The organism is Paenibacillus sp. FSL W8-0194 (genome assembly GCF_037969745.1).
Lineage (GTDB): Bacteria > Bacillota > Bacilli > Paenibacillales > Paenibacillaceae > Paenibacillus_AQ > Paenibacillus_AQ cookii.
The window spans coordinates 4,768,942-4,792,215 of the sequence record NZ_CP150205.1; the positions used below are offsets into that span (position 1 = coordinate 4,768,942).

Consider the following 23,274-nt stretch of genomic DNA (forward strand, 5'->3'; position numbering starts at 1 on the left):
TCGCCTCCCCAGCTTTATGCAAACCGATCATCCCAAAACCTTTCTTGCTTTGATCAACAGAAACAACGGAATTTTCATTCTTCGATGATACGTCTCCGGATTGTGAAAGTTCTCTTCCCGCGGTTTGGATTCCTTCAAACTTTCGATGACAAACCCCGCTTTTTGCAGTCCGCCAAAATAATCCTCGATGGTGCGGTGGTATTTGATCACCTTTCCGCCCAGCCAATCCTGCTCCCGGGGGCCGGTATGGAAATATTGGTCCACGACCCAGCTTTGCTTCAAACCTTCCGTTTTGACCGTTCCGTAGGAAGATGTGATGACGGGGTGCTCTACCGAGAAAATAAAGGCGCCGTCTTGCGCAAGCGTGTCGTAGACCTGACCAAAAAGGGCATCGATGTCGTTGATGTAATGTAAAACAAGCCGCGAAACGACCAAGTCATAAGCAGATGCAGGAAATTCCCATGCCTCAATCGCGGTATGAATGACTTTCCCGCTAACTTCCGGCAGCGTCTCCTGCGCGAGCTCGACCATTTTCTCCGAACCTTCGATTCCCGTATAAGAACGGGCCCCTAACCCTAAAAGCTCTTTGCCGAATGCAGCGGTGCCGCACCCCAGGTCCAAGACGTTTTTTTCTGTGACATCGCCTATTAAGTCCATGAAAACAGGTTTTTCGATCGTATCGTTTGCGTTTTCGTTCCATCGCCTTCGTTCAAGGTATTTGTTCAGCACTTGTTCGTCGTCGTAAAATTGCGATCCTTTGTAAGCCATAGCGGGTGGTTCCCTCCTTTGCTCTCTGGATGATATTCCGCTCTCATCACCGTGTTTTCCTCCCGAAAAACGAAAAAAAGCTGCGCAACTGTGATATACTGTTTATATTATAAACACTTTTAGGAAAGACGGCTATGGTCGAATGAGGGGGTACTTTCTGATGAGCAATGACGATATGACGCCGGAAGAAACAGCAAAGATGCTTCCCGCAGGCGCGGCGCTCGGCTGGGGTTTGGTGAAGCCGCCGCAGCGGGGGCCCAAGCGGGAAATGAGCATCGACCTGATCGTGTCGAAGGCGATGGAGATCGCGGACCAGGACGGCCTCGCCGCCGTCTCGATGAACCGGATCGCGTCCGCGCTCGGCTTTACGGCGATGTCTCTCTACCGCTACATCCCGAGCAAAGACGACCTGCTCATCCTCATGCAGGATGCAGCATGCGATATTCCGCTGCCTCCGGAGCGTCCTCCGCATGAATGGCGGGAGAGCATGCGCGAGTATGTGCTGGGAACGGTCGCTATTTTTCGGAAACATCCATGGTATGGGGATATTCCGATTCTCGGCATTCCGATCACGCCTAACAATCTACGGATTGTCGATTGGGCGCTCCGGCCGCTGCGGGATATGCCCCTGGACGATTTCGAGAAAATGTCGATCGTTCTTCTGCTGAGCGGCTATGCCCGCAATTGCGGGATGCTCCGGCGCGACATCGATCGGGCGGTTCAGGCCGGTTCGAGCGAGGAAGCGTTCAGCGGCATCAATTATTCGGCGGCGCTTCGTACGCTGGTCAAGCCGGAACAATATCCGAACTTGTATCCGATCGTCATGTCAGGGGTTTATTCGGGTGAAAAAGAGGCCGAAAACACCGTGGGCGACGATTTGGAATTTGGACTGGAACGGGTGCTGGACGGGATCGAACAATATTTGAACCGGAAAATGGGCGGCGGCAACGCCCCATAAAGCTGCAGCTAAAAAGGCTGCTTCCAGGAATCCATCCTTGGAAGCAGCCTTTTTTCATTAAAATGCCGAGTTTACGCGGCGGTGCTGACGGCCTTTTTCTTGTCACGGAGCAGGATGACCGTGACTGCAGTGGCGAGCAGCAGGATAACCGCGGAAACGATGCAGGTCGCATGCATGGCGGTGATGAAGGCTTCCCGGGAAGCCTTCATCATTTGAGCCGCGGCTTCCGTCGGCAAATGCCGGGCGGCGGCCGATGCTCCGGCGATGGTCTGCCCGGCTGCCCGGGCAGCCTCCGGCGCAAGCTCCGTGGGCAGGAACGGAGTGACCGCATGGCGGTAGACAGCGGCGAGGACGCAGCCGAGAATCGCGATGCCGAACGCCCCCCCGAGCTCATTGGACGTTTCGATGAGGCCGCCGACGGCTCCGGCGCGGTCAGCCGGGGCTACGCCCACGACATAATCGGTAACGAGGGTCATGACGGAGACGATTCCGGCCGCAACCAAACCGGCTCCAATGAGTAAAACGACCAGCGGCGAGAAGCCTTCCAGGCGGATCTGGGACAATACGCCGAAGCCGAGCGCCGACAGAACGAAGCCCCCGGCCATCACCCGCGGTCTCCCGCAAGTTTGCGACAATTTCCCGGCAATCGGCGCCGCCGCTGCGACCACGATCGAAGGCGCCACGCTCCAAAGGGAAGCGACGAACGGGGAATAGCCAAGAACCGACTGAAGAAACTGGGTACAGATCAATGAGCTGGCCATAAGGGTGAATGCAGCGATAAAGTTCACGAGAATCGAACCGCCGGTCCGCCGCTCCATCAGCGCGCGGATATCCAGCAGCGGGTTGGGGATCGTCCATTGACGCCGCACGAACAGGACTCCGACGAGCAAGCCTGCTGCGAGCAAAGCGGCGGGAATGATGGCCCAGCCATCTTCCGCAAGCGTCTTAACACCGTAAGTCATGGGAAGGATCGCGGCGAGAGCAAGAATGGAGCTGAGTAGATCGACCTTGACTTTTGCCGTGCTGCGGGACTCCGGCAGCAGGAACGGCGCAATGACGAGCAGCAGCGCCATCGCGGGGATATTGATGAGGAACACGGAACCCCAGGAGAATGAGTCCAGAAGCAGGCCGCCGATAATCGGCCCGATGGTGACGCCGCCGGCCATGACGGCGCTCCAAATGGCCATCGCCTTCAGCCGCTGCGCCGGATCTTGAAACATCGTGCGAACAAGAGCCAGCGTCGACGGCATGAGGGTCGAACCGGCGATGCCCAGAATGGCCCGGGCGAGAATCAAGGTTTCGGCCGTCTGGGCATACGCTGCAAACAACGAACTAAGCGCGAAGCCGACCGAACCGATCATCAGCAGCCGCCGGCGTCCGATCCGGTCGCCGACGGCGCCCATCGTGAGGAGCAGGCCGGCGAGAATGAAGCCGTAAACGTCGAAAATCCACAATTGCTCGGTGGCGGTCGGCAGTAAATCCGCGGCAATGGCGGGCGCGGCAAAAAACAGAATGGAAACGTCCATCGATACGACCATCAGCGGGAGACACAGGATGCATAGCGCGATCCATTCTTTGCGGCCGGCCGCTCCGGCCGTTGCGGGGGTTGCAGTGCTCATCATAAATCCTCTCCTTATTGTTTATGATATAAACAGTAACTTTTGAAAACAGTATATTATATAAACAGTATATGGTCAACACAAATTCTGCGCATATAATCAGAACCACCCGTCAAACGGGTGGTTTGCTCTTGGGGTATAACCCCTTGTTGCCAAACTGCGCCTAAAGACGCTAGCCTGACAATAAAATTGTTCAGGCTCAGTGTAATTTGTCACTTTCACTTACCAGTTAAACTGGTTTACTTCTTCTTGCTACTGTTTTTGCTGAATGGGTCTTCATACTCTTTCACACTCAGTTTATCAATTGCTTGGTCGTGTGCTTCTTGCTCACGGATATATTTTGCCACGGTTGCTTCATTCAAGCCCACTGTGCTGACGTAGTATCCCTCCGCCCAAAATTTTCGATTGCCATATTTATACTTCAAGCTAGCATGCTTCTCGAATATCATGAGTGAGCTTTTTCCCTTCAGGTATCCCATAAATGATGATACTGAGATTTTTGGGGGAATTGCTACCAACATATGTACATGATCGGGCATCATGTGGCCTTCGATTATCTCCACTCCCTTGTATTTACATAACCGTTTGAATATTTCGATTAAGTCTTTCCTCACTTGATTATAAATCTCTTTCCGTCTATACTTCGGGGTGAACACAATGTGGTACTTGCACATCCACTTCGTGTGAGCTAAACTATAGCTCTTGTTTGCCATCTAAGACCATTCCTTTCATTATTGAGCCTGAACATCTCAATTTTATCGGAATGGTCTTGTTGGTCAAACCCTCGATCCCTCCACCCGCATAGCGGGTGGTTTTATGTTTCGCACGCTTCGCGAGCTCAACTGGCTAAAGCCACTAACAAAAAAAGGCGCAGCCTTGTGGGCCGCGCCTCTTGCACTACAAAATTATTTTTGATGGTTTAGTTGTTCGAAAAACCGAAGGTTCGTGTCGAAATCCGGTACGCTTTGGGTTGCTTCGGCTTGTTTTACCAGTTGAACGACCATGTCATTATAAGGCGTCAAAATGCCTTTCCCCTTTGCAAGCCGCGGTACGACGCCATTAATATAATCGATTTCCGTCTCGCGTTTTTTCTCCAGGTCCTGCAGCATGCTTGCTTTGAGCCGTCTCGACGATTTCATGAACCCCCGAAGCGTTTGCACGCGTGCCGGAAGGTCCTCTTCGCTGTGGATTTCCAAAGACGCCAGATCAAATCCGTTCATTTGGGCAAAGGTTACGCCGTTCGCATGGCCGACTTTGATCGTCTCATCCGCGATATGCGCGGCGCTGACAACGCTGACCTCATGATCCAACACCCCGCCGAACTCGGTATTCAGCGCAGCCGATAACCCGCTAAACGCGTTGTTGATCAGCAATTTGGACCATTTGGTCCCCACCAAGTTGTCGGAAATGTGCGTGCCCCCCACAAGATCCAAAATCGTTTTGATCCGCTGTATTCTTTCCGTCCGTTCGCCGTTTAATTCCCCGATTTGAAAAGCATAGCTTTTAAAATGGCTGTACTCTGTCGTAAGGCTTGAAATTCCCGGTTCCATGAACGTAGCGCCAAATTCGACCGACCCGGCGATGACGCGTTCCCGGCCGACAATGGAAGCCACCTTTTCTTCAGGAATGCCGTTTTGCAGGGAAAGCACGACGCTATCATCGCCTAAAAACGGCAGCAAATTCTGCAGAACGGAATCGTTATAAAGCTGCTTGGTTAACAGCAACACCAAATCATAAGTTCCGGACATGTCATCAGGAGTGATGGCTTTCACCTTGGATTGAAAATCCGTCGTGCCGGTAATTTTTGCGCCGGATTGATTCAACGCGTCCACATGGGCTTGATAGACATCGATCAGCTCCACGTCTTGTCCACCCGCAGCCATGTAGGCTCCGGCAATGGTTCCCAATGAACCCGCTCCTAAAACTGCAATTCGCATTTGAAAATCCCCCTTTTTACTTTTCGGCCAAATAGTCGTACACAACCGTTGGAGAAGCCAACGACAGCTCGGTGACGATATGGGAAGCCGACACGACCTCCAGCACAGGCAAATCGGCCATCGGCGCAAGCGCATGGGCGAATAGCTCCAGCCTAGCGGGGCCTGACCAAGCGCCAAGGATTTGAATATCCGTAATTTGGCTCCGGACCAATTCGCAGATTCTGGGGTAACCGTCATACCCCGGCATTTTTTTCAGCATATAGTTCGGTTTTACGATTTCTTGAAGGGCCTCCGCATGATCCATCGGGAAATGCTTATACCCCATGGTAGCCGTAGCGACCCTCAAAGTGCTGTAATCCAGAAGCCCTACCAAGGTGTCGGAATCGACGTATAAACTGGGTTTGCCCAGCTTTTTAGGATAGGCCGCGATTTCCCTGCCGGATGCAATGGCCGGAAAGCTGTCCACATACATGGCATGAAGGTAGTCGCCTTCCTCCCCTTCAAAGCTTACCGGTATGACCTGCCCGCACTCCGTGTACGATCCAAGCCCGGTCACATCCGGCATTTTCATAATCTCGAACCTGACGAGCGGCTCTGTAACCTCCAACGGTTCCGGAACGATTTTTTTCAATCTATCCAGATCCGTTTTATATAAAATGTTCAAATATTCGCGATGATAAAATCGATACGGGCCTAAAGGAAACGCCCCCGCATCAAGCGGAGTCGTAAACTGCTTCACCACTTCATCCTTTTTCACCTGAATGCACCTTCCTTTTGCATTTATGCTGTCCTGCTGTTCGATCCCTATCCCTATTTTACATCGCGGTTTTACATTTAATCTAATACATAATAAAATATAAATGCATTTATCAAAATAAATGAATGAGGTGCAAAAAGATCCATGGAGCTGCTCCAATTAAAATATTTTCAGACGGTGGCCTATACCGAGCATATTTCCAAGGCCGCGGAACAACTGAATATTGCCCAGCCTTCTTTAAGCCTGACCATCAAGCGGCTGGAAGACGAATTAGGCACAAGCCTTTTTCTCCGAAAAGGAAGGAACATCGAGTTAAGCCCCTCCGGAAAAATCCTTTTAAAACATGTGAACAAAATTTTTACCGAGCTTGAAAATGCAAAAACGGAAATACAGGCGCAGGGGTATGAACATGACCGGACCATCAGGATATCGATCTCCAATCCGAGATTTCTCTCGGGATTGATCAGCGAATACATTACCCGGCATCCGGATACGAAAATACACCAGGAAGTCGGGGAAAGAACCGAAATCATGACCCGCTTAAAAAAGAGGGAGATCGATTTAGGCATCGCAGGCGGTCCGCCGACCGCGGATGAAGAAATCGAAAGCTGCGTGCTGGTGGATGAGGACATCGTGTTGGTCTTGCCTTCAAGCCACAAGCTGGCGGGCAAATCCGAAATTTCATTAAGCGAAGTTGCCGCCGAACCGTTTATATCCTTGGCCAACAACGAAGAATATCGCGATTTTACGACAAGCCTTTGCGAAAGGGCCGGTTTCGCGCCCAGCAACAATTTCGAAGTGGATTCTCATCTATTGGCGGAAATCATAAAACTGGACCAAGGCGTGGCGCTGCTCCCCATTTCGGCATGCAGAACACTCGGCTTGCATTACGTCAAAATCACGGACATCGACCCTGCCTATACCGTCAGGTTGTCGTGGGTCAAAGATCGTTTGTTGTCTCCGGCCGTGACAGAGTTCCGGGATTTTATCATTTCCTATTTCAAAGAAAACAATGATATGTATAAGGTGTATTGATGCGGTGATATCCGTGTAAAACATAAAAGCCGGCGGCTGCCGACTTCCACTGTCTAACGTTTTTTATTCAAAATCGACCTGTTTATCCAAAATCAGCTCTTCGATTGGATGTTCCATAAACACGGCGCTTGGTACCAAAGAAAACTCAATATGCTCTAGGGGTTCAGGGAGAGGCGGAGAAACAACGAATTGCAGTTTCGAATGTGATCCTCCTCCATAGCTCCCGTGTCTTCCTACAGCAAACGGCCGATCGCTGAAAACTTCGAGCATGAGATTTGGCTTTAAATGAACCCCGCCGCTTTTTTCCTCATCCAAAAGATTGATTTCCACATGCACAATGCTTACTTGTTCATGCTGCATGGCATGGGTAAGGATGTACTCGCATGAATCGACGACGGTTTTCTTCATGATTGACACCACATTCAACAGGGGGCCGAACTCATTCGGAAAATGAGGAGCCATCTTCGGCTGCAAATGATGGAGAATTAACCGGATTTCTAATTCATCCATTTCGAACGCTTTTGCCCATTCCGTTAGTTGCTCGTTTGGCGGAGAAAATCTTTTGCCTGTCGTCATCGACCGGCGAGTCGAAATCAATTTAATAATCTGCTCATCGATTGCTTTGACCTCTTCATTATATTCATGTCGAAATTCTCTTACTTCACCCCAGCCCATTAATTCATCTCCTTAATTTCTATTTTAGCGATTCGCCGGCTTAGTGATGCGGAGGATGTGGAGGATGTTCGCGTAAAAGCTCCTTAATTTCCCTCAATTCCTCCAACATTTCCTTCGTAAGCTTATGGGTTTGAGAGTTGTCGATCCCCAGCTTCACGACGAATACGCCGAAGAACAAAGACAAAACCAGCAGCAAAATAAATTGGGTAAAATCCAAGGTATGACCTCCTTTTTTAGGATACATCTATAGTGCCCATGACCTTATCCATGCCCTTATTTATCTGCCAGAACCGTAAACTCCCAAGGGATATTTTCATTGTTCCATCCGCGATGTTCGTCAAACCTCTTCAAGGTAAAACCTGCTTCAAGAACGGCATTGATAATATCACTTAACGTATACAACCGCACGGATACATCGGGAAATTCCGTCTGCTCTTGCTCATCAAAAAATCCCTTGTACGCTACGTCACCGCTTTTTAATTCCGTATCAAAATATTCAACCTCTCCTTGGCTCAACAAACATCTTCTTAACGGATGGAAATCGCTGAGAATCATTTTTCCTCCGTCTTTTAACAACTCATATAGGATGGACATGAACATGCCGAGATCGCCAAAGTAATGCAGAATCCCTCCCTCCAAATAAAGAAGGTCAAAATATCCCCTGTACTTGTCCAAATCGATGTCATAGACATCCGTAACGATATATTCAATGGAAGTATTTGCAGCTTCGGCCAATTCCAAGGCATATTTTTGGTTTTCCTCGGAAATATCGAAGACGGTGACCTCTGCTCCCAATAAAGCTAACGGCACCGCCTTCCTCCCGTTCGAACCGCAGAGATTGGCGATCTTGTTGCCTGCAATGTTTTCGAAGTGATGTTTGTGCTTTTTCAAGCTGGCCAGCGGGTTTTCTAAGATTTGAATGGCTTTCTCCGTTGGCGAACCGTCTCTTTTATGCCAAAACTCATAGGCTCGATATTCCCACGCTTTTTTGTTTTGCTCACTTTGTCCGTTCAAGTGGATGGCCCCTCTCTAATGGTGAATGGTTGTTTCTCCCGACGGTTTGCGGATTCGGGTCTTATTTTTCAAGAAAGCCTATGTAAAATCGTTGCCATCATCTTGTCCCAGTCCCGATCCGTGTTGTCAATCACCAACGAACCAATCGGGAGCACCTTGAGGGCGTCCAGTTCCAACGTTTTGCGGCGAATATAATAGGCAATGGTTTCTTCGCTCGCCCACTTCGGTTTGGATCGAATACGGGCCGTATGTTCCAGAGACTCTCGCACGCTGCGTTGAGACATATAAAATAACACCGGGTTTAACGGTCTGAGGATCTCGGCTAATATGGCCAGGTAATCAATGATTTCACGTCCGCCGGCTTCGGGATACAACCTGTGGATGTCATGAATTTGGTGCTGAAATAAGACGCTCTCGAAAATCGTGACGCGCTCTTGTTTCATCGCTGCCGCTGCAAATTTTTCAAATCGTCTGCAAAATACCTGCTTAAATGTATCAAACGGAACAACGGGACGATCAGAATAACAAAATTCTTTGGCGCGCAAATCCTTCAGCAGCGTATCATCCCGGGGATCCGGTTCAGGCGATTGGTATGGCGCGAGCACATATTCATCTTCTATAACGGAATGATGCTCTAACCAGTCCGCTTGCCGTGGATACTTCGAAAGCAGTTCCTTAAACTCGTTCGTAGTCAGATAAGCGTAAAATGGAAGATCAATCGGATGCTCGCTGCCTTCCACAAAAACGACGGATTCCGTCCGCTTTTCTTCAAAATAGGTGTGCAGCAGCTGTGAAGTGGTGGTTTTCCCCGATCCGGGAATCCCCTCGAATAAAATCAGTTTTGCAGCGGTCACAGATTGTCCTCCTAGTGAAAGTTTCTATGTACTATAAAACAACACATCACGGTCTTAGGTTACTCTTAACTTGGCATGCATACGTTCCATTTCGCGCCAATTTCAGATAATCAAAAGAACCAGCACCTGGCCGGTTCCACAATTTAAATAAAGCAAGTAACTTATTCCATTTCCGAGTGTTTTATATATTGTTCCACAAAACACTTTTATTTCAAAGGAAATGTAGCTCATGAATTTGAAAAAAATTGTATTAACGACTTTCATGGCAGGAACTATTTTAGGTCTTCCTTCTGTATTTGCTGTGTTTCTTGCACCAGTGAAATCAGTAGAATCGTCGGGGTCCGATGTTATTGTACCGTATTCTACAGATCCAGTTATCATAAATGAATCAATCTCGAATACCACATATGTAAATAACTTTACTATTAATCCGGGATGGGGTTATGTAAAAGTGACCATTAAGAACACTGGACCTAACCCAATCACGTTTACGGTTAACCAAAGCAGCCAGACAGGTCCGCAAAAGATGTTTTACACCGTCCCGGCTGATAAAATACCGCACAGTTATTACACCCAAGGTGCCCCATGGTCTACGGGCATGTTCTTTATCACTATTTCCTCTGGACAAAAGATGTCTGGAACGGTTGGCGTCCGTTTAGGAACCAATCTAGATGACCTGAAAAACACGGGTAATGAAGATTGGTTAACGATCAGTACAAAAAAGAAGGATATGATGCCCTATACTTTCATCGTTGAATTAAAAGATAAATCAATGAAAAAGGTTTAAAACAAGGTGATAAAGTTACACTAAAAGCATCCCTTGATTCTCGTGGTGATAAAACTTTGCAGTTCAACTGGAAGCTGTACGAAGGTGAAGTAGTAAAGTGAATTGTATACATATTTTATGTATTCCGTTCCCCTTCTTGCTAGACGATAATAAAAGACCCAGCTTAGAATAGCCTTATCTGAAGCTGGGTCATGTGTTGTTTTGAGCTTTATGATAATCCGTTCATTCTGATTGCGATTTTAATATCTGATCGTTCACGAATGCTTTGAGGAAAAAGAGTTCATTTTCATTGGGTTTCCGGTCGTGATCCGCCTCAAAAGCTGCGATGGCTTCCTCTAATGATGCGGATGTTACCGCTTTGCTCGTGGAAATGAGCTCTTTCCAATACTGGTCCATCTCCTCTGTGTCGCATACTGACTCATGTCCCAGCAAGAAGTGAGTCGCATCATACTTCCGAATATCTTCGATCATCGGCAATAACAGGGATTGCTTAAAATGATACAAAGAATTTTTCGTGGTTCCGTAAGCGCTATCCCCCAGAAAAAGAACTTTTTCATCGGGAATATATACGACGGTTGAATCCTCCGTATGCGTGCTTCGAATGGTTTCAAGAACGCAAACTTTATTCCCCAAGTCCAGACGCAGCGAGCCCTCAAAAATGATATCAGGTGAAGTTAACTGGAAGGTGTCTCTCTCCGGTATTTCGCTCCTGATGGTCTCCACGCATGTTGAGGTCATCTTCTTGGCATCTGCATATTTCTGGAGAGATTGATCGTCAAACGAAAGGCTGCGCCAATCCTGAATGATTTCATTCGTTCGGGTATTCACAACGATGGCAGCAGCTTCAAATTCGTTCATCCCTAGAATATGGTCCCAATGCGCATGCGTGATCGCCAAATATTTAACCGGAGGGACTTTTAACTTCTCGATTTCATTCAAAAAGTCCCTTGCGTGCTGAACTGAATTGCCGCTGTCTATAACCAAGCTGTATCGGTCTCCGCAAACCAATCCAAGCGTCGGTCTTTCTTTATCGTCGTGGTGCGGCAAGTAATACATGGATTCGCCTATTTGATTTAGCATGTCAAATCTCCTCTATGTTTTATTTTCAACGGTAAAGAGAAAATCCGCATGCTATTTTTGGGGCTCAAGCGCATTTAGATTTTCCCATTTTATTTGGTTACCAATGGAATCGCCTCCTACGTATTTAACATGTGATGGATGAAGCCATGGGCTTGCCGAGGCCCTCACGGAGTCAAACAACTCCCAATAATTCTTTTAATTCCCTTACGATGTACTTCGGTTGATATTCAATAGATATGGAATGACCGTTCCTGTTATAGTAGCAAAAATCGATCCCCGCGTTCCGGGCGCCTTGGTAATCGTCGGTTAATGAATCGCCCACAAAAAGCACTTCATGACTTGAAAGTTGCAGCTCATTGAGAGCGATATCAAATATCTTTTTCTCGGGTTTTCGAATCCCCACTTCGTCGGAAACCACAATGGACTCAAAAAAGTGATGAAGATCCCCCACCGCCAACCTCTTCCTTTGGGCCATGCCGATGCCATTGGAGATAATCCCCAGCTTATACCGCGGTTTGATGGACTGAAGGACCTCCTGAGCTCCCTCTTCATAAATGCAAGTATTGCAAAAATAATCCCAATAGGTATTGGTGAGCATGTCATGATCGGACGGATTCATGTTCAAAGCGTCACGGAACGAACTATGCAAGACGTCTTGAATCGAACGATGCATGCCGCTTTTGTTGACGAAGTCCAGCCAATGTTTGGCGTTATGCTTCAAAAACGACTGCCAAAACTCATCCCATTTCCGTTCTTCGTCTACGAACAAGTTGTGATCCCGAAGCGTTTTTTTCATGGAATCCAATTCGCATAAGGAATAATTTAATATCGTATTATCCAAATCAAAAATTACGGCTTTATACATATGTATCATCCCCGACCCCGAATAATATTTACTTTATAACAACATGCTCATTATGAAAATGTATTGTTTGGTTTAAATTGTTTTGGAGATGAGATCTTACGGTTTGTTCTTGTATTCAATAATCATTCTTATAATCGCGAGGACCAGGCAAAAGATGCCCGCAGCCAGCCCTATATACATGGATGTATAAGCAAACCGGGGAATTTCCCCATCTCCCACCGGCCCGACTTTAGGCTGATCTAAGGACCATAATCTGTATGAAGCCAAGGCAATGATGACCAAGGATATGAATACAGAAATCATTCCCCTTTTCATAAGCCGCCCCCCTTTTGATTAAATGATCATGATCTATTCTCTTTTGTTCTCTTCCGAATCGTCCGAATCCAGGTATTGCTCCAATTCCTTTTCGATCTCTTCATTGCTTGCTTGAAATTCCTTGGTTTCGTCTATTCCATTCAGCTTTTCGAGCTTTTGCAGTCTTTCTTTTAATCTTTGAATCTCGCCGTACAGATAGCCTATGATGCCGGTTAAAAGCAGCAAGAAAACCAATCCGCCCATTCCGCCCAGTATCATTGTCAGAACAAAATAAACGATCACGCTTATGATGATGCCGATGATAAAATACATTGTACAGGGCCTCCAATCAATTTTAATGGCGATGATGTTCTTGTATGCTCACGATCATTTCTCTGACGCACTGTTCAATATCTTTATTCGAGCAATCGATCATGATATCGCTGTGCTTCCTGTATAACGGAACTCTTTCCTCGTACACGTCCTTAAGACTGCTGCCGTTTTTGATGACAATACCTCGGGTGGTTATGTTTTTTAGCCTCCTTTCAATTTCTTCGAACGGGACATGCAAATAAATGATGCTCCCATGCTGTTTCAGGACGTTCATCGCTTTTTCTGAATAGACGACGCTTCCACCTGTAGATATAACGCAATGGTTCAGCCGCATGTCGGACACGATGGTTTCTTCAATCTCCAGAAATTTTTCCACGCCATCATGATCGATGATATCCTGTAACATTCTGCCCTCATGTTGTTGGATCACGATATCCGTATCCACGAAATCCATTCCCAAAGCTTTGGCAAGCAAAACGCCAAGGGTGCTTTTACCGGCTCCGGACATGCCTATAAGGATGATATTCATGCGTCACCTCCTACTCCGCCCTATACCATTTTCTAAGCAGATTGATGTGGGCTTAATGATACCGGTTAGGGTCGGCCATATGCCATAGACCCCAACGGATGGTTGCTTCCTTTTCATTGTCATGTCCAAAAGTGACCACTTGATCGAGATCAGCATCCGATAATTGCGTGCAGGTCTCCTTCAGCATTTCGATCACGCCTTCGTATTTAGACATCAGCGTATTCCAAAGCACGCCTTGGATCATCAGGAGTTTATGATTTTCATCGATTATCGGACCATATACCTCTTGCAAAAAGTGATGGCCTAATCGTTATTTGCGTTTACGAACCGTCCAATGCCATATTGCTCATCCTTTTGGTTTGAAGGGAACATTGGCGTGGTTTGGCCGGCGTTCACTTGAATTTCTCCGTTCGGTTGTACCACTTCATGGTTAAAATCCAAATAGCTTCCGATGATGGCTCCCCCTGATTCTAAGATGTAAACTACAATATGGTTGTAATGATCCGTTTTTTCCTTCAGCACGTACCCGGTTTCGATTACATCCCGATCCAGATACGGAGACAAATCAACATGTCCTTCGGTTCGGATCTTATCGACATGCTCTTGATAATCCTGCAAGGTGTTTGCCTGAAACCTTGTTTCCGAGTAATATTGCCCAATATGCCATCCATATTGTTGCAAATATTCCGTATGCTGCGGATTGTAAATCTCAACAGATTCTTTTGTATGTTCTTTACATCCCGCCAGTGCCATCAGGACAAGCAACATCAGGATCATGGACCGCACGCGAAGCACCTCCTTTTGTTAGCAAGCTTTCCGGCCGAGGTTATTCCATAATTATACATTTAATAACAAAAGAGCGGTAGGTTTACATGGCCTCCAAAAAAAATAATCAAGAACCGAACTTTTTTTCGGGAGAGAGACAATATAGGGTGTAAGCTGCTTACCCAGGAGGGCCCTCTGAATGCAAAACGATGATATGTACCAATTACTTACAAAAATGATTGAAGGAGATCAGCAGGCGTTTCACACGCTGTATGAGATCACCTATCGGGATGTCTATCGGACCGTCTCCTTTCTGGTGGATCATCAGCAGGATCGGGAAGATGTCATGAACGAGATCTATATGCAAATGTGGACCTCCCTGGCCAACTACGATACGAACCGTCCTTTCAAGTTCTGGCTGCACGGCCTGGTCATCCGCCAAGTGCAGAGATTTCGGGTCAAGCGTTGGAGGAGATTCCGAATTTTTGAACGCATCCGTGCCTTCTCCCGGGAAGAGCATCATTGGGACCGCCCCACCGTTGCGGAAGATGCTGACCCTGAGATATCGCAGGCTATCCACAAACTGACCGACAAACAGCGAGAAGTGATTATCCTCCGCTTTTATCACGACTATACGCTGGAGGAAATCGCGACGATGCTCGGTATTCCGCTGGGTACGGTCAAGTCCCGATATCATGCCAGTCTACAGGCGCTTCGAAAACACTTAGGGAATCTCCCCCTGGAAAGGATGAGCAAAAACAATGCCTATTGAACGCCAGATCCGTGAATACCTGCATAACGAGGCAGAGAACCGGGAGTGCCCGCCGGCGCTTTCCAAACGAATCGAACAATCCTATTCTCAATATTTGCAACGAAAAAGGAGCGAAAAACCGATGAAAAAACGTCTGATTGCTGGAATGGTTGCCGCTGTAATTATGATTCCTACTGCAGCATTTGCCGCCCCTACCCTGATTGAAATGGTGACAAGAACGCCGATCACCGCTGAACAAGTCAAGGTCGATGAAGTAGGAAAAGCCGCGCTCGAGAAGTTGTACAGCGCATTTCCCGAAACCAAATCGTTTGAAATCGTCGAGGCAAGCCAGCTTGGCGGCGACCCGAATGCGGCAAAAACCAAAGCGATCCAAACGAGCATCGTATTGCAGGAAAAAGGAGCCGCAGGCAAAAAAATCAGGCTGGATATCAACGGGGTGACGGGCGAGATTGAACACGTGAATCAAGAAAATTGGGAGCCCCAGGCGAAGCCGGTCATTTCTTTAACCGATAAGGAAATCAAGGCGAAGGTAGATCATCTCATTGACAAAATATACGGCAACGTGAAGCAGTACGAGTTCAGCATGGAACAGATGGGGAATCCGAATCAAAAAACGTTCATGTTGAATTACACCGAAAAGGGATCCGCAACACCGTTCTACCAGGCATTCGTTCAGGGGAATACGATCAGCGTATCGTTGATCGGAGGCGGTCCTGCTCCATCGGTAGAAGGATTCTTCTCCGCAAATGGCAAACCCGATTATACGGCCGATGCATTTTTGAACGATGACAAACTGTTTGCTTTACTAAAAATGAGCCCAAGCGAATTAAAACAAGAGCTGGCGAAAGGCAAATCCGTGGTCGAGATTGCAGCAGCCAAACATATTTCCAAACAACAAGTCATCGATGTCATTGCAACTACGCAGGCTGAAGGGCAAATTCAAGCCGAACAAACGGGAAAAACGAAAAACGATCTTTTAATGAAACAAATCAAAAAGGCGCTTGAGCCCAAAGTATTGCAAGTGATTGAACATAAAACCGAAACGCCGTGGTAAAAAGAAGATGTTCACACTTTTAAAATTGCAGAAGCAATCCGTGCCGGGAGATCCTGAGCTTGGATTGGAAACGAAAGAGGCGCCAGAAATGGCGCCTTCGTTTTATTTTACATAATACTATGCCGCTTATTCCTCATCAATCGCCGCTTAAGGACTGTGCCGCAAAATGGTAGAACGCCATGGCGTCCTCCGCATTGGCAAAACCGGCCTGCGCCATTTTGTCGCTGCCTCCGCCTTTGCCGCGATAATCGGCCAAATGCTGCTTAAAAAACGCGCCGCAGGCAAGTCCGCCCCTTCTCCCCGGGCAAGAAGCACCTTATGCTCCGAGTTGGAGGCAAAAAGCATGATCGCATCGGCTTGTTCGGCGAGTTTGGCCGCCAGGTTTTGCATATCCTTCAACGACTTGTCCGCGAATACATGCTGGATGAGGTTGCCCTGACGGTTTGCCAGCAGCTTTTCGGCCAGGTAAACGTCATTTTCCGCCTTTACCGCGTTTAGCTCCCCCTGGAGCTGCTTCTGCTCCTGATCCCATTTGGCAATCCGGTCCAAAATCTCTTCCTTGCCGGTATTGAATCGGGCCGACAGACTGCCCAAAATCTCCATGCCGGCATTAAATTCTTTCAGCGCACGATAACCGCATTTAAAATAAAGGCGCGTATGCCCCTTTTGCTTCTCCGCCCGCAGCAGTTTGATCATTCCGATCTCGCCGGTTGCGGAGACATGGGTTCCGCCGCAGGCATTGTATTCGATCCCTTCGATTTCGACGATCCGGATATCCTCGGTGACCTTCGGCTGCTTCACCAGCGGCAATTCGGCTGCCCGTTCCCGGCTCACAAAATAACTCGTGACCTTCCGGTTCAGGTATATCTGATCATTCACTCCGAGTTCCAGCATCATCAGCTCGTGCTGCGGCAAATCGGCGCGGGCGACATCAATGGTAGCGTAATCCTGGCCCAAGTGGAAACTGAGCGTTTCCGCTTGGCATACCTTTAGACACATGGCCGACAGCAGATGCTGGCCGCTGTGATGCTGCATATGGTCGAATCTTCTGTCCCAGTCCAAACGGCAGTTGACCGCTTCTTTTTCAGGGAAACGCTCGACTTTATGCAGAATTTCTCCTTCCTCCAGCACGACATCCAGCACCGGGATAGCATCGATCCACCCCAGATCACAAGGCTGCCCTCCGCCGTGCGGATAAAAAGCCGTCTCCTCCAAAACCACATAGGTTCCGTCTTCCCGCTCCATTTTGCGCGTGATTCGTGTCTCCCATTCCCGGATATAAGCCGATTCGTAGTATAACTTCTTCGTCATCTGTAATGTCCTCGCTTGTTCCCAGTTAAATTTTATTTTAGTTTCAGCTTACTACAAAAACGCCCCGCAACGCCAAATTCCCCGAAAAATAAAAAAGACCGCCTGTCAGCGATCCGAACAGCAAGGTTTTCATGATTGGTGACGACGATGCAATACAATTCAGCCTTAGCTCATATCTTAAGCCGCGCCGCGAAAGGTTTTATTGCACGTTTGGCATGAATGGTTTACGTAGCCATCTCATGCTGCATGCCTTCACTGCTTTCTAAAAAGCTTTCCCGCTCCACATAATACAAATCGAAGCAATGCTGCGGTTGATTGATCGATTGATATACCTGCTCATAGATGTTGTTTCCTAATTTGACGTACGGCAGCTTTTCCACCGCTTTTCTCGATCGGATGTTTTGCTTCCGGATCTTCAAATAAACCGTTTCGATAGGGTGTTCAAGAAACAGTTCAGCCAAAAAAGCTTCCTTCGCCCGCGCGTTATACCCTTTCCCGAAATAAGGGGCACCGATCCATGTGGCCAGGAAGCCCGTTTGATGCGCAATCTGATATAAATCAATGGTGCCGATGGGCTGTCCCATCTCGTCCAGAATCGTCCTGGAGATACAAGTTCCCTGCTCTTCCTCAACGATCAGCTGCTTGGTTATGAACAGATATTCTTCGTAAGATTGGCATGGATAACGAACAAAAGGAAACACCGCAGGATCCGTCATGAGGTTGTACAGCGCATGGCATTCGTGCAAATCGCGTTTTTTTAACATCACATCGACCACCTAGTCCTTTTGATTTGCGCATAAACATTTCAAGTATATAAAAGGACTTGGGGCATTGGATAAATGCTGTATTTTCCGGGTGTAAAAATGCAGTTCGAAATCATTCATGGATCAGCCATGTTTTGGCATCTTCAGGATCGGCATAAAATGATATCCTTGGGTTCATCCCCAGCTTCTTCATTCCTCTTCTTAGTCTCCATGCATTGAGACTCGATAATCCGACAAACGAAATTTTGTCGATATGGTCCTTTAGATTGTACATATGGTTTATGAGCTCTTGACGTACTCGCTTCGTAACGGATGTATGATACATATCCACCCATATTTTAAGCCTTTTGTTTGTTTTAAAAATGAATTCCTCTTCTTGTTTCATCAATGCAAAAAGCTGTTCTTCGTTGTTATATTTGCTTCCGTACTTCAAACAATGGATTGCTCCGCCCTTATAGTAATAAGGATAGATGGAACCTCCCGGCGATTTCATGACGATATCACCTCCTAAAGTTTAGAATTCGGTACAACGATATTTGTTATGTGGGGCTGAAATAGCTCTTATCGTTCGCCCTTGTCCATTCGATCCAAAAAATGCCGCACCTCTTTTCTTGACCTTAAGATGACAACTTGTTTGCGCTCTTTGGCTTGCTCAAGCTCTTTTATCACCCGTGGCCTGGTTCTCTTCCGATAATTCCAGACCCAATTAAAAAACTCCCAATCCAATTTTTCGGGGCATTCCTCATTGAGATCGGGTCGCGTTTTTCCATGGTATATGATTCTTCTTTTGATGATCCGATAAATGCATAAGAGCGTGGGCATGTCCAAAAATATCACCGCATCTGCTTCATTCAATCTCATCCCTAGCGTTCTTGAATAATTTCCGTCCATGATCCACCGATCTTGGCTTACGGCAGCTTTAATAAAGTCATCCCATTCTTCATTTGGGGTCGGGGTCCAATGGGGTTTCCAATAATACCGGTCTAAATGAATCACCGGCAGCGATAGGATTTTACTGAGTTTTTGAGATAAAGTCGATTTTCCTGAGCCGGCCGAGCCTATAACGATGATTCGATTCACCAATGGTCACCTTCTTTCGTTCTTTACTGATTTTTTATGCTTCTTAATGACGTATCCAGGAAATCGTGATACAATCCAAAAAGAGGAACAAACGTTCCCTGTCGTGGTATGCAGGAAAGTTTACCATACTATTATAGGAGTGAAAAAATGGGGAGCCGAATGAGTGTACGAATTGAGCCCTGGTCAGACGCCGACCTTGCTTTACTTTATCGCCTGAATACACCGGAAATGCTAGAGCACTTGGGCGGCCCGGAATCCGACGAACAGATCCTTGCACGCCATAAGCGGTATCTTGAGATTGGCATGAAGGGAAACGGACGTATGTTCAGCATCGTCCTGCTCCCGGAACTTGAAGCAGTCGGTAACATCGGGTACTGGGAACGAGTTTGGCAGGAGGAAACGATTTACGAGATCGGCTGGGGGGTCTTGCCGCCTTTTCAAGGCAGAGGCATAGCTGCTTCGGCTACGGCGGCTGCGCTCGCAAGTGCCAGTGCAGAACAGAAACATAGGTACATTCACGCATTTCCATCCGTTGATAATCCAGCGTCAAACACCATTTGCAGGAAGCTCAACTTCTCGTTGATCTCCGAGTGCGCGTTCGAATATCCGCCAGGGAACGCCTTACGATGCAACGACTGGCGCATAGATCTCAATGAGAAGTTCTAAATTGGCCATATCGGTTTATTAACGAGTTAGTTTTATTCTAACTGGTTTAAAGCGACGAAGTCGCGGACTGTGCATGGAAGTCAGCCTTGCTGTGCGGTGTCCGCCTGATTCTCCTCGACGTGCCTCGGGCGGACCGATGGTCCAAAGTCCCGATTCGTGAATGGCGTTTCAGGATGTCAGCTTAATAAAAATAGCCTAAAAAATCCAGATCCCCTTCGCTCCAAGCGGTCTTTCCTACTTCCTTAATCATTAACTGATCGACCTCTTCATGGCCTATACCGTTGGTTGTCTGCGTTTCATAGTTAATTTTCATCCATTTACATTTATTCTTTACCGGCTTATATCCATTTTTCAAATAGAAGTTCGTCTTATCTGTAAATAAAAGTATAAAATCGATATTTCGGCCCTCAGAAAATTGATCAACTTCTAAAAGCAGCTTTGAACCCACACCCTGTGAACGGCTGTTTTGTGAAACGCAAAAATCAATGACTCCCAGTATTCTTACGGGTTTTCCGTTTAGATTCATGACCCTATATTCTAACCCTACGTGTCCTATGAGTTGGTTTTCCTGATTCAAAGCCAGAAATCTAAAGTGCGGCAATTGCTTGAAATAAATCCGATCCTTGGGATAGATATCCGGAAAACTGTCGATTAATAATGTTTGTATAGATGCTTGCAACTCAGTGCTGATATCATATTCAAATACTTTTTCGATCTTCAAAGTCACCTCTCCTGTCCGATATATCCTATATATCTTTCGTAACAACGATCCATTTATTTATAACTTGTTTTAAACTTTCCTTTTTTAGTTCTATTTCATCTAATGACCTGAATCTAACGGCAGCGCGATCCCCGGCCAACCATTCCAAGAGCTGTGTGGAGTCTTCAAAGAGGGGCCTTCCTTTTGCGTGCGGAGTCACTTTCGAACCACAGTGGAAAATCAGGCGAAACCCGTCTTTGCCATGTAAGTTAAACGTTATTCGATCGTCACCATGAATAAAATAGCTCGGTGCATTCCATTTTATGTGCTCTGACAACTGGGCATTCGCTTCTCGAATGATGCTTCTTACATATTCAATTTCAGGCTTTAATGGATGGTTAAGTTCCTCTAGAAATTTTTCTACTTGTTCTTGCCCGTTTTTCGTTTTATTACTATCCTTTTTGGCAGTCATTTTTTCCTCCTTGAAAAGGGATAGTATTTATCCTAATTTCCTTCTCCGGAATTTACATATCTCCTCTTAATTCCTTATATCTTTCATCCGACCAAGGAAAGCAAGTGAATACGCGATGTTAGGCGATGCAATTTCCTCCAAGTTACTCCTTATCCCAGGGCCATTTAAACGATCCAATTCCTTTCGAATTTATTATCGCCTCCTTATACTCATCAAGATTAAAGTGAAATGCTTCAATTTTTTCGAAATATTGAACAGTATCCTTTAGGTTATCCTGTAATCCAAATCTAGACCATTTGACCATACCATTTGTAATTTCAATTTCTGTTGTGACGGCGCCGCAACCCAAGTCAGCACATACTGGACAAATATAAATTGAATTACGATGATTAGGGAAATCCGAAACGTCTCGTAGTAATAATCTTCTTATTTGCTTTTTTTGAAAGTCTCTATCTCCCCATCCTAAACACGAAACGAAATCAAACTCTTGTGCTATTCGCTCATATAGTGAAATGCCATTAATAATAATATCCCCGTAGTGAATGGTGCCGGGATATCCTTCTCTGATTCTTTTTTGTATTGTAAGTTTTGATGTCTTCATATCCCATACCTTCTTATTGCTGATGTAAATTGGGGACGAATGGCCCTATAGGCTTTAACGCGCCGTGTTATTACGTTGTTAGAAGAGTTTATTTATTATTCTCTTTGAAAAGAGAACTGAAAATGAATTGAATACAATATGTAATATAAGCGAAAAAAATTGGTCTGCACCAATTAACTCCAATCATCGAAATGTTTGTCAAGGAAGATTAATTCCTTTTTGTAATGATCCAGATGCCCTTCTTGAACCAGCTTGATAAAAGCAGGGTCCCCGGCTGCGGCACGATCCGACAGTGTGGTGCACATGAAATGGATACGAGAAACAACCCACCATTTTAGATCCATAGGTACATCCATGCCGTAGGAATCAAAAAATAACTTTATTCGTTTTTTCCGTACGGATGCATGATCCGTTTTGTTATATTCTACAACCGAAAAATCTTCCCCGCCTGGCGCGAATCCGGCTAGAGGAACTGATGTGTAGAGAGTGTAAGCAATATCCCAAATACGAGGCCCGAATCCCGCCATATCAAAGTCAATCATTCCAACGGGGATCTCGTCTTTGAACACAACGTTATATAACGCAGCATCATTATGACAGACGACTTCGTGCTGGGATTCATCCGGAAAATCATTTGAAGATTTTTCAGAGGTGGAGAATCCTACAGACGAGTCATGGAACCGTCTTAAGATCCTGGCCAATTCAGCCAGCGCCAAATCCGACCACATATAACTTTCATTTTCAGGGTAGTTGTTCCCGGGAACCACGCCTTGAATGTAAGAAAAAACCTCTCTCCCCTTCTCGTCAATTCCTAAATATCTTGGGACGTGCGGGCAACCTGCAGACTCAAGATACCTAAGAAGATGATTTACATACGGGTTTGGTTTGGATTCACGACGTACTGTCTCTCCTACTTTTACGACTCTGTTTATATTTCCTCCGGTCAGGATTTCCTCGTGATCTTTCAATCATTTTGCCTCCTTTGAATACTGTGACTGGTTTCAGAGTGCCTTCTCCATGAAATCTTTCTTGAGCATTGAAAAAATCAACGTATCCGTGATGATCTCACCAAATATATAGTCCCGAAGTAAACCCTCCTGTACGAAGCCCAACTTTGTTAGAAGTTTTGCAGATGCATTGTTTTCCGGCATGACTTTAGCTTGTATTCGATTCATATCTAGCACATGGAAGGCAAAGGGTATAATGGTTTCAAGCGCTTCGGTCATGATTCCCTTCCCCCAGTATTCTTTTGATAAATTATAGGATAAGTTAACCATGGAGGCTCTAATAAAATCGTTCAATATGCATGTCCCAACAATTTTATCCTCATCTTTTGTAGCTATGCCCCAAGTTATCATTTCTTTTCTATTAAATGTTTTTGAAACCGCGTAAATGTCTTCGCGGCTGTCTCCATATTTTTTGGACCTTCATATCCCCAATATTTTGTTACTTCATGATCTGAGAAATAAGTGTAATATTCCTTGGCATCATCCGAGCGTAATTCTCGCAATATAAATCTTTCCGTTTCAAGCTTAGGAAAAGTAATGAACGCATCTTTAAATGGCATATGAATCCTCCGACTTT

30 protein-coding genes and 1 pseudogene are annotated in these 23,274 nt (G+C 46.4%); 6 read left to right on the forward strand and 25 right to left on the reverse strand.

From position 1 onward, the window contains the following. Positions 1-27: 27 nt before the first annotated feature. Positions 28-768 carry a class I SAM-dependent methyltransferase gene (locus tag MKY58_RS21750; RefSeq protein WP_339322071.1) on the reverse strand — a complete coding sequence of 247 codons (741 nt, stop codon included), beginning with the start codon at positions 766-768 and terminating at the stop codon, positions 28-30. Between the two features lie 160 nt (positions 769-928). Between MKY58_RS21750 and MKY58_RS21755 the strand changes: the two genes are divergently transcribed. After that, positions 929-1,726 (forward strand): TetR/AcrR family transcriptional regulator, encoded by a 798-nt coding sequence (locus MKY58_RS21755; RefSeq protein WP_339322072.1) that lies wholly within the window; start codon positions 929-931, stop codon positions 1,724-1,726. A 71-nt stretch (positions 1,727-1,797) separates the two neighbouring features. Here MKY58_RS21755 and MKY58_RS21760 read toward each other — a convergent pair whose 3' ends face one another. The 4 genes from MKY58_RS21760 to MKY58_RS21775 form a co-directional block, all read right to left on the reverse strand. Further along, a complete protein-coding gene (locus MKY58_RS21760; protein ID WP_339322073.1) occupies positions 1,798-3,345 on the reverse strand; it encodes an MFS transporter in 1,548 nt (515 codons plus the stop codon). A 239-nt stretch (positions 3,346-3,584) separates the two neighbouring features. After that, positions 3,585-4,058: an IS200/IS605 family transposase gene (tnpA, locus tag MKY58_RS21765; protein ID WP_007128375.1), complete on the reverse strand. Its 474-nt coding sequence runs from the start codon at positions 4,056-4,058 to the stop codon at positions 3,585-3,587. A gap of 192 nt (positions 4,059-4,250) precedes the next feature. Continuing rightward, positions 4,251-5,282: a ketopantoate reductase family protein gene (locus MKY58_RS21770; RefSeq protein WP_339322074.1), complete on the reverse strand. Its 1,032-nt coding sequence runs from the start codon at positions 5,280-5,282 to the stop codon at positions 4,251-4,253. Between the two features lie 16 nt (positions 5,283-5,298). After that, positions 5,299-6,039: an acetoacetate decarboxylase gene (locus MKY58_RS21775; protein WP_339322075.1), complete on the reverse strand. Its 741-nt coding sequence runs from the start codon at positions 6,037-6,039 to the stop codon at positions 5,299-5,301. Between the two features lie 144 nt (positions 6,040-6,183). On the opposite strand from MKY58_RS21775, the gene MKY58_RS21780 reads away from it, so the two are divergent. After that, positions 6,184-7,074 (forward strand): LysR family transcriptional regulator, encoded by an 891-nt coding sequence (locus tag MKY58_RS21780; RefSeq protein ID WP_339322076.1) that lies wholly within the window; start codon positions 6,184-6,186, stop codon positions 7,072-7,074. A gap of 63 nt (positions 7,075-7,137) precedes the next feature. On the opposite strand, the gene MKY58_RS21785 is transcribed toward MKY58_RS21780, so the two are convergent. The 4 genes from MKY58_RS21785 to MKY58_RS21800 all read right to left on the reverse strand — a co-directional run bounded on the left by MKY58_RS21785 (position 7,138) and on the right by MKY58_RS21800 (position 9,617). After that, positions 7,138-7,749: a hypothetical protein gene (locus MKY58_RS21785; RefSeq protein ID WP_339322077.1), complete on the reverse strand. Its 612-nt coding sequence runs from the start codon at positions 7,747-7,749 to the stop codon at positions 7,138-7,140. Positions 7,750-7,789: 40 nt separating this feature from the next. Further along, positions 7,790-7,966, reverse strand: coding sequence for a hypothetical protein (locus MKY58_RS21790; protein WP_339322078.1), 177 nt, complete (start codon positions 7,964-7,966; stop codon positions 7,790-7,792). Positions 7,967-8,022: 56 nt separating this feature from the next. Further along, positions 8,023-8,763 (reverse strand): class I SAM-dependent methyltransferase, encoded by a 741-nt coding sequence (locus tag MKY58_RS21795; protein WP_339322079.1) that lies wholly within the window; start codon positions 8,761-8,763, stop codon positions 8,023-8,025. A 68-nt stretch (positions 8,764-8,831) separates the two neighbouring features. Then, complete coding sequence (locus tag MKY58_RS21800) at positions 8,832-9,617, reverse strand: hypothetical protein (protein WP_339322080.1); 786 nt, start codon at positions 9,615-9,617, stop codon at positions 8,832-8,834. 229 nt (positions 9,618-9,846) lie between these two features. Here MKY58_RS21800 and MKY58_RS21805 point away from each other — a divergent pair, with 229 nt between their 5' ends. Next, the gene (locus MKY58_RS21805; protein ID WP_339322081.1) at positions 9,847-10,404 is read left to right on the forward strand and encodes a hypothetical protein; all 558 of its coding nucleotides are present in this window, start codon (positions 9,847-9,849) and stop codon (positions 10,402-10,404) included. A gap of 222 nt (positions 10,405-10,626) precedes the next feature. On the opposite strand, the gene MKY58_RS21810 is transcribed toward MKY58_RS21805, so the two are convergent. The 6 genes from MKY58_RS21810 to MKY58_RS21835 all read right to left on the reverse strand — a co-directional run bounded on the left by MKY58_RS21810 (position 10,627) and on the right by MKY58_RS21835 (position 14,282). After that, positions 10,627-11,484, reverse strand: a complete 858-nt coding sequence (locus MKY58_RS21810) for an MBL fold metallo-hydrolase (protein WP_339322082.1) — start codon at positions 11,482-11,484, stop codon at positions 10,627-10,629. Between the two features lie 172 nt (positions 11,485-11,656). Beyond that, complete coding sequence (locus MKY58_RS21815; protein ID WP_339322083.1) at positions 11,657-12,358, reverse strand: YjjG family noncanonical pyrimidine nucleotidase; 702 nt, start codon at positions 12,356-12,358, stop codon at positions 11,657-11,659. A gap of 339 nt (positions 12,359-12,697) precedes the next feature. After that, the gene (locus tag MKY58_RS21820) at positions 12,698-12,976 is read right to left on the reverse strand and encodes a hypothetical protein (protein ID WP_339322084.1); all 279 of its coding nucleotides are present in this window, start codon (positions 12,974-12,976) and stop codon (positions 12,698-12,700) included. A gap of 22 nt (positions 12,977-12,998) precedes the next feature. After that, positions 12,999-13,505 (reverse strand): homoserine kinase, encoded by a 507-nt coding sequence (gene thrB, locus MKY58_RS21825; RefSeq protein WP_339322085.1) that lies wholly within the window; start codon positions 13,503-13,505, stop codon positions 12,999-13,001. 52 nt (positions 13,506-13,557) lie between these two features. Then, entirely contained in the window at positions 13,558-13,719 is a 162-nt protein-coding gene (locus MKY58_RS21830; protein ID WP_339322086.1) for a hypothetical protein, read from the reverse strand. A gap of 89 nt (positions 13,720-13,808) precedes the next feature. Beyond that, positions 13,809-14,282: a DUF4830 domain-containing protein gene (locus MKY58_RS21835; protein WP_339325224.1), complete on the reverse strand. Its 474-nt coding sequence runs from the start codon at positions 14,280-14,282 to the stop codon at positions 13,809-13,811. Positions 14,283-14,469: 187 nt separating this feature from the next. On the opposite strand from MKY58_RS21835, the gene MKY58_RS21840 reads away from it, so the two are divergent. Continuing rightward, positions 14,470-15,042 carry a sigma-70 family RNA polymerase sigma factor gene (locus MKY58_RS21840; RefSeq protein WP_339322087.1) on the forward strand — a complete coding sequence of 191 codons (573 nt, stop codon included), beginning with the start codon at positions 14,470-14,472 and terminating at the stop codon, positions 15,040-15,042. After that, a complete protein-coding gene (locus MKY58_RS21845; protein ID WP_339322088.1) occupies positions 15,032-16,096 on the forward strand; it encodes a hypothetical protein in 1,065 nt (354 codons plus the stop codon). The genes MKY58_RS21840 and MKY58_RS21845 overlap by 11 nt, the downstream gene beginning before the upstream one ends. Before the next feature lie 136 nt (positions 16,097-16,232). Here the strand turns inward: MKY58_RS21845 and MKY58_RS21850 are convergent. The 4 genes and pseudogenes from MKY58_RS21850 to MKY58_RS21865 all read right to left on the reverse strand — a co-directional run bounded on the left by MKY58_RS21850 (position 16,233) and on the right by MKY58_RS21865 (position 19,251). Beyond that, positions 16,233-17,407: pseudogene (locus MKY58_RS21850) on the reverse strand (alanyl-tRNA editing protein). Between the two features lie 224 nt (positions 17,408-17,631). Next, complete coding sequence (locus MKY58_RS21855; RefSeq protein ID WP_339322089.1) at positions 17,632-18,171, reverse strand: GNAT family protein; 540 nt, start codon at positions 18,169-18,171, stop codon at positions 17,632-17,634. Between the two features lie 112 nt (positions 18,172-18,283). Next, positions 18,284-18,664, reverse strand: coding sequence for a hypothetical protein (locus MKY58_RS21860; protein WP_339322090.1), 381 nt, complete (start codon positions 18,662-18,664; stop codon positions 18,284-18,286). 68 nt (positions 18,665-18,732) lie between these two features. Then, positions 18,733-19,251 (reverse strand): DNA topology modulation protein, encoded by a 519-nt coding sequence (locus MKY58_RS21865; RefSeq protein ID WP_339322091.1) that lies wholly within the window; start codon positions 19,249-19,251, stop codon positions 18,733-18,735. A gap of 147 nt (positions 19,252-19,398) precedes the next feature. Here MKY58_RS21865 and MKY58_RS21870 point away from each other — a divergent pair, with 147 nt between their 5' ends. Further along, a complete protein-coding gene (locus tag MKY58_RS21870) occupies positions 19,399-19,917 on the forward strand; it encodes a GNAT family N-acetyltransferase (RefSeq protein WP_339322092.1) in 519 nt (172 codons plus the stop codon). Positions 19,918-20,098: 181 nt separating this feature from the next. Here MKY58_RS21870 and MKY58_RS21875 read toward each other — a convergent pair whose 3' ends face one another. The 6 genes from MKY58_RS21875 to MKY58_RS21900 form a co-directional block, all read right to left on the reverse strand. Then, positions 20,099-20,638, reverse strand: a complete 540-nt coding sequence (locus MKY58_RS21875) for a GNAT family N-acetyltransferase (protein ID WP_339322093.1) — start codon at positions 20,636-20,638, stop codon at positions 20,099-20,101. A 25-nt stretch (positions 20,639-20,663) separates the two neighbouring features. Further along, entirely contained in the window at positions 20,664-21,089 is a 426-nt protein-coding gene (locus MKY58_RS21880) for a DUF1801 domain-containing protein (RefSeq protein WP_339322094.1), read from the reverse strand. 142 nt (positions 21,090-21,231) lie between these two features. Beyond that, positions 21,232-21,690 (reverse strand): hypothetical protein, encoded by a 459-nt coding sequence (locus MKY58_RS21885; RefSeq protein ID WP_339322095.1) that lies wholly within the window; start codon positions 21,688-21,690, stop codon positions 21,232-21,234. Positions 21,691-21,863: 173 nt separating this feature from the next. Next, the gene (locus MKY58_RS21890; protein ID WP_339322096.1) at positions 21,864-22,658 is read right to left on the reverse strand and encodes an aminoglycoside phosphotransferase family protein; all 795 of its coding nucleotides are present in this window, start codon (positions 22,656-22,658) and stop codon (positions 21,864-21,866) included. 33 nt (positions 22,659-22,691) lie between these two features. After that, positions 22,692-23,048 carry a GNAT family protein gene (locus MKY58_RS21895; protein ID WP_339322097.1) on the reverse strand — a complete coding sequence of 119 codons (357 nt, stop codon included), beginning with the start codon at positions 23,046-23,048 and terminating at the stop codon, positions 22,692-22,694. Next, positions 23,045-23,257: a GNAT family N-acetyltransferase gene (locus MKY58_RS21900; RefSeq protein ID WP_339322098.1), complete on the reverse strand. Its 213-nt coding sequence runs from the start codon at positions 23,255-23,257 to the stop codon at positions 23,045-23,047. Before MKY58_RS21900 ends, MKY58_RS21895 begins: the two co-directional genes overlap by 4 nt. Positions 23,258-23,274: the final 17 nt, after the last annotated feature.

Excerpts from the sequence above, each read along its gene's own strand:
- MKY58_RS21855 (WP_339322089.1), bottom strand. The coding sequence starts at position 18,171 with ATGTTAAAAAAACGCGATTTGCACGAATGCCATGCGCTGTACAACCTC.
- MKY58_RS21785 (WP_339322077.1), bottom strand. The coding sequence starts at position 7,749 with ATGGGCTGGGGTGAAGTAAGAGAATTTCGACATGAATATAATGAAGAG.
- MKY58_RS21885 (WP_339322095.1), bottom strand. The coding sequence starts at position 21,690 with ATGAAGACATCAAAACTTACAATACAAAAAAGAATCAGAGAAGGATAT.
- MKY58_RS21770 (WP_339322074.1), bottom strand. The coding sequence starts at position 5,282 with ATGCGAATTGCAGTTTTAGGAGCGGGTTCATTGGGAACCATTGCCGGA.
- MKY58_RS21900 (WP_339322098.1), bottom strand. The coding sequence starts at position 23,257 with ATGCCATTTAAAGATGCGTTCATTACTTTTCCTAAGCTTGAAACGGAA.
- MKY58_RS21860 (WP_339322090.1), bottom strand. The coding sequence starts at position 18,664 with ATGAAATCGCCGGGAGGTTCCATCTATCCTTATTACTATAAGGGCGGA.
- MKY58_RS21750 (WP_339322071.1), bottom strand. The coding sequence starts at position 768 with ATGGCTTACAAAGGATCGCAATTTTACGACGACGAACAAGTGCTGAAC.
- MKY58_RS21840 (WP_339322087.1), top strand. The coding sequence starts at position 14,470 with ATGCAAAACGATGATATGTACCAATTACTTACAAAAATGATTGAAGGA.
- MKY58_RS21870 (WP_339322092.1), top strand. The coding sequence starts at position 19,399 with ATGGGGAGCCGAATGAGTGTACGAATTGAGCCCTGGTCAGACGCCGAC.
- MKY58_RS21760 (WP_339322073.1), bottom strand. The coding sequence starts at position 3,345 with ATGAGCACTGCAACCCCCGCAACGGCCGGAGCGGCCGGCCGCAAAGAA.
- MKY58_RS21755 (WP_339322072.1), top strand. The coding sequence starts at position 929 with ATGAGCAATGACGATATGACGCCGGAAGAAACAGCAAAGATGCTTCCC.
- thrB (WP_339322085.1), bottom strand. The coding sequence starts at position 13,505 with ATGAATATCATCCTTATAGGCATGTCCGGAGCCGGTAAAAGCACCCTT.
- MKY58_RS21845 (WP_339322088.1), top strand. The coding sequence starts at position 15,032 with ATGCCTATTGAACGCCAGATCCGTGAATACCTGCATAACGAGGCAGAG.
- MKY58_RS21895 (WP_339322097.1), bottom strand. The coding sequence starts at position 23,048 with ATGATAACTTGGGGCATAGCTACAAAAGATGAGGATAAAATTGTTGGG.
- MKY58_RS21835 (WP_339325224.1), bottom strand. The coding sequence starts at position 14,282 with ATGATCCTGATGTTGCTTGTCCTGATGGCACTGGCGGGATGTAAAGAA.
- MKY58_RS21815 (WP_339322083.1), bottom strand. The coding sequence starts at position 12,358 with ATGATACATATGTATAAAGCCGTAATTTTTGATTTGGATAATACGATA.
- MKY58_RS21880 (WP_339322094.1), bottom strand. The coding sequence starts at position 21,089 with ATGACTGCCAAAAAGGATAGTAATAAAACGAAAAACGGGCAAGAACAA.
- MKY58_RS21830 (WP_339322086.1), bottom strand. The coding sequence starts at position 13,719 with ATGTCTAAATACGAAGGCGTGATCGAAATGCTGAAGGAGACCTGCACG.
- MKY58_RS21810 (WP_339322082.1), bottom strand. The coding sequence starts at position 11,484 with ATGCTAAATCAAATAGGCGAATCCATGTATTACTTGCCGCACCACGAC.
- MKY58_RS21780 (WP_339322076.1), top strand. The coding sequence starts at position 6,184 with ATGGAGCTGCTCCAATTAAAATATTTTCAGACGGTGGCCTATACCGAG.
- MKY58_RS21805 (WP_339322081.1), top strand. The coding sequence starts at position 9,847 with ATGAATTTGAAAAAAATTGTATTAACGACTTTCATGGCAGGAACTATT.
- MKY58_RS21820 (WP_339322084.1), bottom strand. The coding sequence starts at position 12,976 with ATGTATTTTATCATCGGCATCATCATAAGCGTGATCGTTTATTTTGTT.
- tnpA (WP_007128375.1), bottom strand. The coding sequence starts at position 4,058 with ATGGCAAACAAGAGCTATAGTTTAGCTCACACGAAGTGGATGTGCAAG.